11 protein-coding genes are annotated in these 8,347 nt (G+C 36.4%); 3 read left to right on the forward strand and 8 right to left on the reverse strand.

The features are described 5' to 3' along the window. Positions 1-104 precede the first annotated feature (104 nt). The 5 genes from QNJ66_RS25255 to QNJ66_RS25275 all read right to left on the reverse strand — a co-directional run bounded on the left by QNJ66_RS25255 (position 105) and on the right by QNJ66_RS25275 (position 4,196). Positions 105-440 (reverse strand): type II toxin-antitoxin system RelE/ParE family toxin, encoded by a 336-nt coding sequence (locus QNJ66_RS25255; RefSeq protein WP_300511428.1) that lies wholly within the window; start codon positions 438-440, stop codon positions 105-107. Between the two features lie 10 nt (positions 441-450). Then, the gene (locus QNJ66_RS25260) at positions 451-687 is read right to left on the reverse strand and encodes a hypothetical protein (RefSeq protein WP_300511429.1); all 237 of its coding nucleotides are present in this window, start codon (positions 685-687) and stop codon (positions 451-453) included. Between the two features lie 208 nt (positions 688-895). Continuing rightward, the gene (pheT, locus tag QNJ66_RS25265) at positions 896-3,337 is read right to left on the reverse strand and encodes a phenylalanine--tRNA ligase subunit beta (protein ID WP_300511430.1); all 2,442 of its coding nucleotides are present in this window, start codon (positions 3,335-3,337) and stop codon (positions 896-898) included. Positions 3,338-3,398: 61 nt separating this feature from the next. Next, on the reverse strand, positions 3,399-3,848 hold the full coding sequence (locus QNJ66_RS25270; RefSeq protein WP_300511431.1) for a DUF29 domain-containing protein: 450 nt from the start codon (positions 3,846-3,848) through the stop codon (positions 3,399-3,401). Positions 3,849-3,938: 90 nt separating this feature from the next. Next, positions 3,939-4,196: a hypothetical protein gene (locus QNJ66_RS25275; RefSeq protein WP_300511432.1), complete on the reverse strand. Its 258-nt coding sequence runs from the start codon at positions 4,194-4,196 to the stop codon at positions 3,939-3,941. Positions 4,197-4,308: 112 nt separating this feature from the next. Between QNJ66_RS25275 and pheS the strand changes: the two genes are divergently transcribed. After that, on the forward strand, positions 4,309-5,313 hold the full coding sequence (gene pheS, locus QNJ66_RS25280) for a phenylalanine--tRNA ligase subunit alpha (protein WP_300511433.1): 1,005 nt from the start codon (positions 4,309-4,311) through the stop codon (positions 5,311-5,313). A 39-nt stretch (positions 5,314-5,352) separates the two neighbouring features. Here the strand turns inward: pheS and QNJ66_RS25285 are convergent, their stop codons facing one another. The 3 genes from QNJ66_RS25285 to QNJ66_RS25295 form a co-directional block, all read right to left on the reverse strand. Beyond that, positions 5,353-5,808 (reverse strand): SRPBCC family protein, encoded by a 456-nt coding sequence (locus QNJ66_RS25285; RefSeq protein WP_300511434.1) that lies wholly within the window; start codon positions 5,806-5,808, stop codon positions 5,353-5,355. A 42-nt stretch (positions 5,809-5,850) separates the two neighbouring features. After that, positions 5,851-6,390, reverse strand: coding sequence for a ComEA family DNA-binding protein (locus tag QNJ66_RS25290; protein ID WP_300511435.1), 540 nt, complete (start codon positions 6,388-6,390; stop codon positions 5,851-5,853). 114 nt (positions 6,391-6,504) lie between these two features. Further along, the gene (locus tag QNJ66_RS25295; RefSeq protein WP_300511436.1) at positions 6,505-6,918 is read right to left on the reverse strand and encodes an NINE protein; all 414 of its coding nucleotides are present in this window, start codon (positions 6,916-6,918) and stop codon (positions 6,505-6,507) included. A gap of 195 nt (positions 6,919-7,113) precedes the next feature. Between QNJ66_RS25295 and QNJ66_RS25300 the strand changes: the two genes are divergently transcribed. Then, entirely contained in the window at positions 7,114-7,431 is a 318-nt protein-coding gene (locus QNJ66_RS25300; RefSeq protein ID WP_300511437.1) for a DUF1825 family protein, read from the forward strand. Between the two features lie 320 nt (positions 7,432-7,751). Further along, positions 7,752-8,347, forward strand: a 596-nt coding sequence (locus QNJ66_RS25305) for an FAD-dependent oxidoreductase (RefSeq protein WP_300511438.1), incomplete at its 3' end; no start/stop codon positions are given.

The raw sequence follows: 8,347 nt of genomic DNA on the forward strand, positions 1-8,347 counted from the left end.
TTCTAGTTATAACCTAAATTATCGCCGTCTAACCCACCCTACTACTACTACTCGTTATTTTAATACATTAATAACACAGGTTAATGGAAGATAAAAGTGATGATTTATTGGTTAAAAGTCTCTTGAATTAATCTTTTTATTTCAGTGGAACTAATTGTGATTTGATCTGATTTTGCATAAATAACTAAAAGTAAAATTAAGCTTGGTGAGATAACTTGATAAATCAGACGATAACCACCACTTTTGCCACTAGGAATATCACTATTTTTAGCTCTTACTTTAAAAACTGTAGCTTTAATATCAGTAATTTGTTCCCCAATCAATAAACCTTCTTCTAATTGTTTAATTATAGGAGCAATATCTTTCTGTATGCTTCGATAGCGTTTAGCTAGTTTTTTAATGCGTTTTCTAAAGGGTTCGGTAAATCTAATTTCTACCATATCTGTTATTTTAGTCTGTTTCTTGCCAAAGTTCTTCTAAAGGAAAAGTTCTATGGTTTTTACCATCTAAAAGACTTTGCTTTAAATCATTTAAAATTTCTTCTCGACTATCTTTTATTTCTTCAGGTTCAGATAACTTAACTACGATAGTTTTCCAAAGTTCTAAAGGAATTAAAACATCAGTTTTTTCTCCTTTCTCATTAGTAACATAACGTATATTATCTTTTATCTCTTTAAAAGTCATCATAAATAGTCCCTTTTCTAATTAACTTTAAGTTGTAAGATAGATATATATAGTCTGTTATTATAGCAAACTTTTTAGTTAATATTTGTTCACCCGATCATAAAAATAATAAAATTTATCTTTTCAACTAAAATGGTGGGTTACGACGGATATTTATATTCTAGTTATAACCTAAATTATCGCCGTCTAACCCACCCTACAGGAAGCTTTTTTAACTCCGTAAAGTAACAGCAAACTGTTTAACTAAAGCTTTGCGAATCTTGTCATGAACCGGTTCTACATCTTCATCCGTTAATGTGCGATCGCCGGAACGATAAGCTAAACTAAAGGCTAAACTTCTTTGTCCTTCGGGAACATTTTTCCCTTGATAATCGTCGAACAATTCCACTCCTGCTAACAGTTTCCCTCCTGCTTTATTCATGGTTTTGGTTAAGTTAGCAACAGGAACATCAAGAGAAGCAAAAAAGGCTAAATCTCTTTCTACTGCCGGATAACTAGAATAAGCTTGGAAATGAGGGGTTAGTAAGCTATCTCGGTTCAGAACTTTCGATAAACAACGAAAATCTAACTCAAAAGCATAAACTTCATCCATCAAGTCTTTTTCTTGTCGCAGTTGCGGATGAACTTGTCCAAAAATACCCAATTTTTGCCCTTGTAACCATAAAGAGGCCGTTCTTCCGGGGTGTAATCTTTCATCTTCGCTATCTTGTCGATACTCTACCGATACCCCTAAACGTTGAAAAACCCTTTCCAAGATACCTTTAGCTTCAAACCAGGTCATAGGGTTAGCTTTACCGCTTCTCGTCCAACGACCTTGAGGTAATAAATCGCCCCCAATTATACCAGCTATATTATCCCATTCGGCGATCTCTCCGTCAATCTTGCGGAAAATTCGTCCTATTTCAAAGCCATTTAATGCGCCGTTTCCTTGGGACTGGTTATAGGCAAAAGCGTCGATTATTCCATCTAAAAGATTGGTTCTCAGGGCGGAATATTCAGCAAATAAAGGGTTACTTAAGAAAACTTCTGCTTTTTCTGGTTTAACCAAAGAATATTGTACTAATTCCGTTAAACCAACTCCCCTAAACACCTCTCTTACCTTACGTTGGGTTTGATATTCAACAGAAAGTCCACCAGCTTCTGTTTTATCCGGAAGTTCGTCACAGAAGCGATCGTAACCATAGAGACGGGCCACTTCTTCGATCAGGTCAATTTCTCTTTCTAAGTCACGATAACGATAAGAAGGAATAGTTACAGACCAAACCGTATTTTCTCCTGAAACTGGGGTTAAAGTACAACCTAAGTCGCTTAAAATGCGTTCTACGTCTTCTGCTGCAATTTTAGTCCGTTGTCCGTCTTTTTCCACCGGTCCTAAAACATGATGGATGCGATCTAAACGTAATTCTATAGATTCAGCAGATCGATCCGGACGATGATCACTCATTTTTTGAGTTACCGGGGTTCCTCCTGCTAACTCCGTAATTAAAGCGATCGCCCTTCTACAAGCTAATTCTAACTCAGATTGATTAATTCCCCGTTCATACCTTGCAGACGCTTCGCTGCGTAAACTTTGACTACGAGAAGAACGACGGATGGTAACTTGTTCAAATAATGCTGCTTCTAAAAGGATATTTTCCGTCTCATCAGCAACTTCTGTTTCTTCTCCTCCCATGACACCAGCGAGGGCCACAGGGGTATCATTAGCTGTAATAAGTAAGTTAACTGGGTTTAACTGTCTTTCTTGGCCATCAAGGGTTTTCAGGGTTTCTGTCTCCTTGGCAAAACGTACCCCAACAGTTAAATGATCTTTATTTCCTGCAACGGTTTCTAACTTCTGGCGATCGAAAGCATGAAGAGGTTGACCCCATTCTAATAACACTAAGTTAGTAATATCCACCACATTATTGATGGGACGGACTCCAGCAGATTCTAAACGTTGCTGTAACCAGTCAGGAGAAGGTGCAATTTTTACTCCTTCTATAATAGTTCCAATGTAGGTAGGACAAGCATTTCCGTCGCCAACTTCTACAGTTAAAGGATAAGTTTGTTGATCGCTTAAAGAGGTTTCGGGAGGTTGGGGAAGGTTTAACTCTCCTCCCGTTAATGCTGCAACTTCCCTGGCCACACCAATCATACTCATAGCATCGGCCCGGTTGGCAGTGGGGGTGATATCTAAAATAACATCATCTAATCCCAAAAATGGCCTAGCATCTGCCCCTAATTGTAGGTTATCTTCCTCAAAAATGTGAATACCAGCAGATTCTTTGCTTAAACCCACTTCTGCTAAAGAACAGATCATCCCCTCGGACTTAACCCCTCTGAGTTTTGCCGATTTAATTTTTAGGTCAATTTTCGGTAAATATGTTCCCAATGTGGCGACAGGAACGTAAATATCTGCTTTAGCGTTGGGGGCTCCACAAACAATAGTAGAGGGGGTTTCTGCGCCAATATCCACTTGACAGACGCTTAATTTATCGGCGTTAGGGTGAGGTTGACGGTCGATAATTTTACCGATCACAACCCCATCGGCCCATTGACGACGATCTTCGATCTCATCTACTTCTAACCCTGCGATGGTCAAAAGATCGGCTAATGCTTCGGGGGTGAGGGTGACGTTAACGAGTTCCCGCAGCCAGTTAACGGAAATTTTCATAGTATTTTTGTATGGTGCGATCGGTGGCCAGATCCTAGTTTACCAAACAATTAAACCCTTTCTAATTTTCCCAAAACTTATTGTTTAATAATTCATCAATATTATCTGAAAAGGGATAAACAATAGGAAAATCTGTATCAGGATAACTATCGATCATATTTTCTAGGGCAGTTTGATAACTTTTTGGCAGAATATCTTTAATATAATTTTTTAAACTGGGTGAATCTTCTAACTCTAATTTTAACCGTTGACGAAAATTTCTTATTTCTATTTCCCAACCGCGATAACAATCAAACATCATCACATAACGCCGTTTTAATAAATGTTCTAATAAACGGATTAAATAACCTCTAACTGCCTTCCGTTGACTTTTACCCAAGGACTCTACCTCTTCGATTAAATTATCTAAATCAACTTGTGAGAAATTACCAGATTTTAATTGTTTGATAGTTTCTTCTATCCATAAAGCAAAATCTTGAGCATAAAGTGTTTTATCTGTGGTCAAAGTCATTATTTTACCCTCTAATTTCTAAGAAAAATATAGTCAAATATGACATATCTTTATTTTGTCGATGTTACCAAAGGTTTGACCCAATATTATTTAATGGGGGATGTTAAGGAAGTTAGGGAAAAATAACTTGATTACCCCACTTAGTAAGGTAACGATGACCCCAATAGCAACGGAACGATTGATAAATTCTTGAGAGTCTAATCTTTTGTTAATTCCTTTGACTTCTGTTTTAACTTCTGTCATTTCTACTTTTAAGTCGGTTACATCCTTTTGTAGAGTGTCTAGTTTATCTTCAACTCTTTTAAAAACATCCTCTAAGGAGTAAGTTACTGTAACGGGTTCGTTCATTAGTCAAACTCCTATAAAATGGTAATAAGGCTACTGTCATTTTATAGTATCCCATAGTCCCAAACTTCGCTACACTAGAATTTGTGTCTAAATTTTGTCCTATTCCAACTCAATGGCCACAATGTCTAATACCCTAGAAACAGATTTACAAACCCTACAACAAGAGGCAGAGAAGGAAATCACTGCCGTTGATAGTTTAGAAGCATTGGAACAACTGAGAATTAACTATTTAGGGAAAAAAGGCAAACTTTCCCAAATCTTACGAGGAATGGGGAAATTAAGCGCAGAAGAACGTCCCCGTGTGGGTTCTTTGGCCAATGAGGTTAAAGAAGCTTTACAAAGTAATTTAGAACAGCAACGAAATACCCTAGAAACCGCTAAATTAAAGGCACAATTAGCAGCCGAAACTCTTGATGTGACTATGCCAGGGGTTGCCCGTTCTTTGGGACGTTTACACCCCCTCAACAGTACCATAGATCGGGTCTTAGACATCTTTGTAGGGTTAGGATATCAAGTGTCTACCGGTCCCCACGTGGAAACGGATTATTATAACTTTGAGGCGTTGAATATTCCCCCGGATCATCCGGCTAGGGATATGCAGGATACTTTCTTTTTGAGCGATAATATCTTAATGAGAACCCATACCTCTCCTGTACAAATACGCTACATGGAAACCCATGAACCTCCTATCCGTATTGTAGCCCCAGGTAGGGTTTATCGTCGGGATACTGTGGATGCTACCCATTCGGCAGTTTTCCATCAAGTGGAAATTTTGGCGGTGGATAAGGGTTTAACCTTCGCTGATCTCAAGGGAACCATTAAGGAATTTTTAACGCAAATGTTCGGGGAAGAGTTACCAGTTAAGTTTCGCGCTAGTTATTTCCCGTTTACTGAACCCTCTGCTGAGGTTGATGTGCAATGGAAAGGGAAATGGTTAGAGGTGATGGGTTGCGGTATGGTTGATCCTAATGTTTTAAAAGCAGTGGGTTATGATCCTGAAGTTTATACAGGGTTTGCTGCTGGTTTAGGGATCGAACGCTTTGCTATGGTATTACACCAAATTGATGATATTCGTCGTCTTTATAATAGCGATATGCGCTTTTTAAGTCAGTTCTAACTTTAACTTAGGGTGGGCATTGCCCACGTTATAATTTTATTATTTATAATTATCCATTATCCATTTTTGGGTTATTTCGTGACGATAACTAAACATATCTTGTAAACGAAAATCAACCCACCAACCGATTAAAATTTCTACAATTCTACCCCCAGGAATTTCGTATTTAATCTCATCTGTTAGTTCTGTCTTGCCGTTTTTTGGTGTAAATTTATGACGGTGTTCCCAAGATTCTAAGGGACCAATTTCTTGGATATCTACGAATAAATAGGGTTTATTACATTCAGTATGACGGGCCAACCAACGAATAGGAATAAACCCTAACATTAATTGAAATTCTGTGATTGCGCCAATATCTAAACCCCCTTCTCGTTTCATAACTTTAACCGGTTGCCAAGGTGGAGTTAATATATCTAAAATATCAGGACGTTCGTGAAATTCCCAAACTTTTTCTACCGGTGCATCAATTAAGGTCGTTTTCTTAAAGGTCAACATTTTTGAGTTAGGAGTTAGGAGTTCGGGGTTCGGAGTTAAAAATTAAAAGCTAATATAGTGCATTAATTCTGATATTATTATAGCATTTAATTGTAATCTTTTTTGTAAATCAACTAAATTTTTATATTTTCCATTTTGTTGGCGATCGCTAATTATTTCTTGTTTAAGATATTCAGAAAAATTAGGAATAATTACTAAATCTTCTAAGGTTGCTGTATTAATATTGATTTTTTGAGGATTAATTAAACTATCAGGATCATAATAAGAAAAAGCTAAAATAGCTGTGAAAGGTTTGAGGCGAGATAAGGGCATATTTAAAGCTGCTGCCATATCTTCTATGGATAAAATTTCTACACCTATTTGTATTAATTCTACTAAATTTCTCGCTTGATGAATTGATATTCCAGGTACTCTCAATAAGTCGTCTACAGTGGCATGAGTTACATCAATTTTGATTCCTAATTCTGTTGCGATCGCAATTTCTTCTAAAGACTGAAAACGATAATAAGGATCATTTTCTATTTGTTGCTTCAGCTTTCTTTTCCGAGGATTTAGTTGCTTTGACCAAGAAGAAAATACCATTTTTTAGTAGTTAGAAATCAATTTTAAAAAATTTTAGTAAATTAATATAGGTTTTATTGAATCTATAAGCCAAACTTTGCTTAATAACTAATAACCGATAACTGATAACTGAAACTAATTTATTCTATCTAAAAGTTGACGGCGTTTTTGTTCAAATTCATACTCAGAAAGTAACCCTTCTTCTCGTAGTTTATCTAATTCTCGTAAACCCTCAGAAATAACATTTACTTGTAGAGGTTCTATTTGTTTGTTATATAATGTATGAGGATTAGTAGGAGTTAAACCATTAAATTGAACATTAAATTGTTCTTCTCCTTGGACAAAATACCAGACTGCATCGATCGCACAAGCAATACTGGGTATGGGGGTATTCCATAATAATAAATAAATCACACCCCAAACAGGTTGGCCTAAATAAAATTTATGCACGCCAGCGATTGGCCAAGGTACAATAGTAGATAGTAAAGCGAGGATAATGCCCACTTTACGGCTTTTTGGATGACTGAATAGCTTTTCCAACTGTTGCATTGGGGTTAAGCGTAAAGGTGAATAAAACCAGTGTACTGCAAAAGACGGTTTTCAGCAGGGAGAGTTCCCCAGGATTTCCGGTTAAACTGAGTGGATGATACGGTAAACCGTAGTTTTCAATCGGTTTCAACTCTTTTATAATTGAAAATGTCTAGCTTATAGTCGATCATCATTAATAACATAGGGAAAACAATCATGGGATTTTTTGATTCTGAAGTGGTTCAAGAGGAAGCAAAAAAATTGTTTGAAGATTATCAATCTTTGATACAATTGGGCGGAGAATATGGTAAGTTTGACCGTGAAGGTAAAAAGATTTTCATCGCTCAAATGGAAGCATTGATGGAACGTTATAAAATCTTTATGAAACGGTTTGAACTATCAGAAGATTTTATGGCACAAATGACTGTAGAACAATTAAAAACTCAGTTAGGCCAGTTTGGAATGACTCCTCAACAAATGTTTGATCAAATGAATATGACATTAGAAAGAATGAAATCTGAAATTGAAAATTAATGTTCAATTGATCGTTAAATAAAACCACATTTTAAATATAAAACATCAATATAGCAGAAGTAGGTTGGGTTGAGGAACGAAACCCAACAAAAATAAGTCATGATTCAGGTTTCTTAGTGGGTTGCGAAGGATAGTTATCTGCTTTGTTATAACCTAAACCTATAAGACAAAAAGTAGGTTGGTTTGAGGAACGAAACCCAACAAAAAACAGTCATAGTTTACTGTTATTGGTGGGTTACGACTGATATTTATCTGCTTTGTTATAACCTCAAAGATAGCCGTCTAACCCACCCTACTGTTAAGTTTAATGTTATAAAACCATGTATGATTTTGCTGTTATTGGTGGAGGTATCGTCGGACTTTCTACGGCCATGATGTTGGGGGAAAAGTTTCCTCATGCGTCGTTAGTGGTCATTGAAAAAGAAAGTAAAGTGGCCTATCATCAAACTGGCCATAATAGTGGAGTTATCCATTCAGGAATCTATTATAAACCAGGAAGTTTTAAGGCTAAGTTTACCCGCGCTGGCAGTCAATCTATGGTAGAATTTTGTCAAAAACATGATCTACCTCATGAAGTGTGTGGTAAGGTGATTGTTGCGACGAAAGAAAAAGAATTAACCTTATTAGATAATTTGTATAAAAGGGGTTTAGAAAATGGTTTAAAAGTTAAGAAAATATCCCCCGAAGAAGTTAAAGAAAAGGAACCTTATGTTAGTTGTTTAGCTGGAATTTATGTTCCAACTTCCGGTATCGCTGACTATAAAAAAGTATGTGAAAAATATGCAGAAATAATTGAAAAACAAGGGGGAGAAATTAAACTAAATACTAAAGTTTTGAAAATTGGTAATGCTAATAATCATAAGTTTTTAGAAACCAGTCAAGGGGAAATAAAAGCTAAATTTATTATAAATTGTGG

Origin of the sequence: Crocosphaera sp., from assembly GCF_030064895.1 — a bacterium.
Lineage (GTDB): Bacteria > Cyanobacteriota > Cyanobacteriia > Cyanobacteriales > Microcystaceae > Crocosphaera.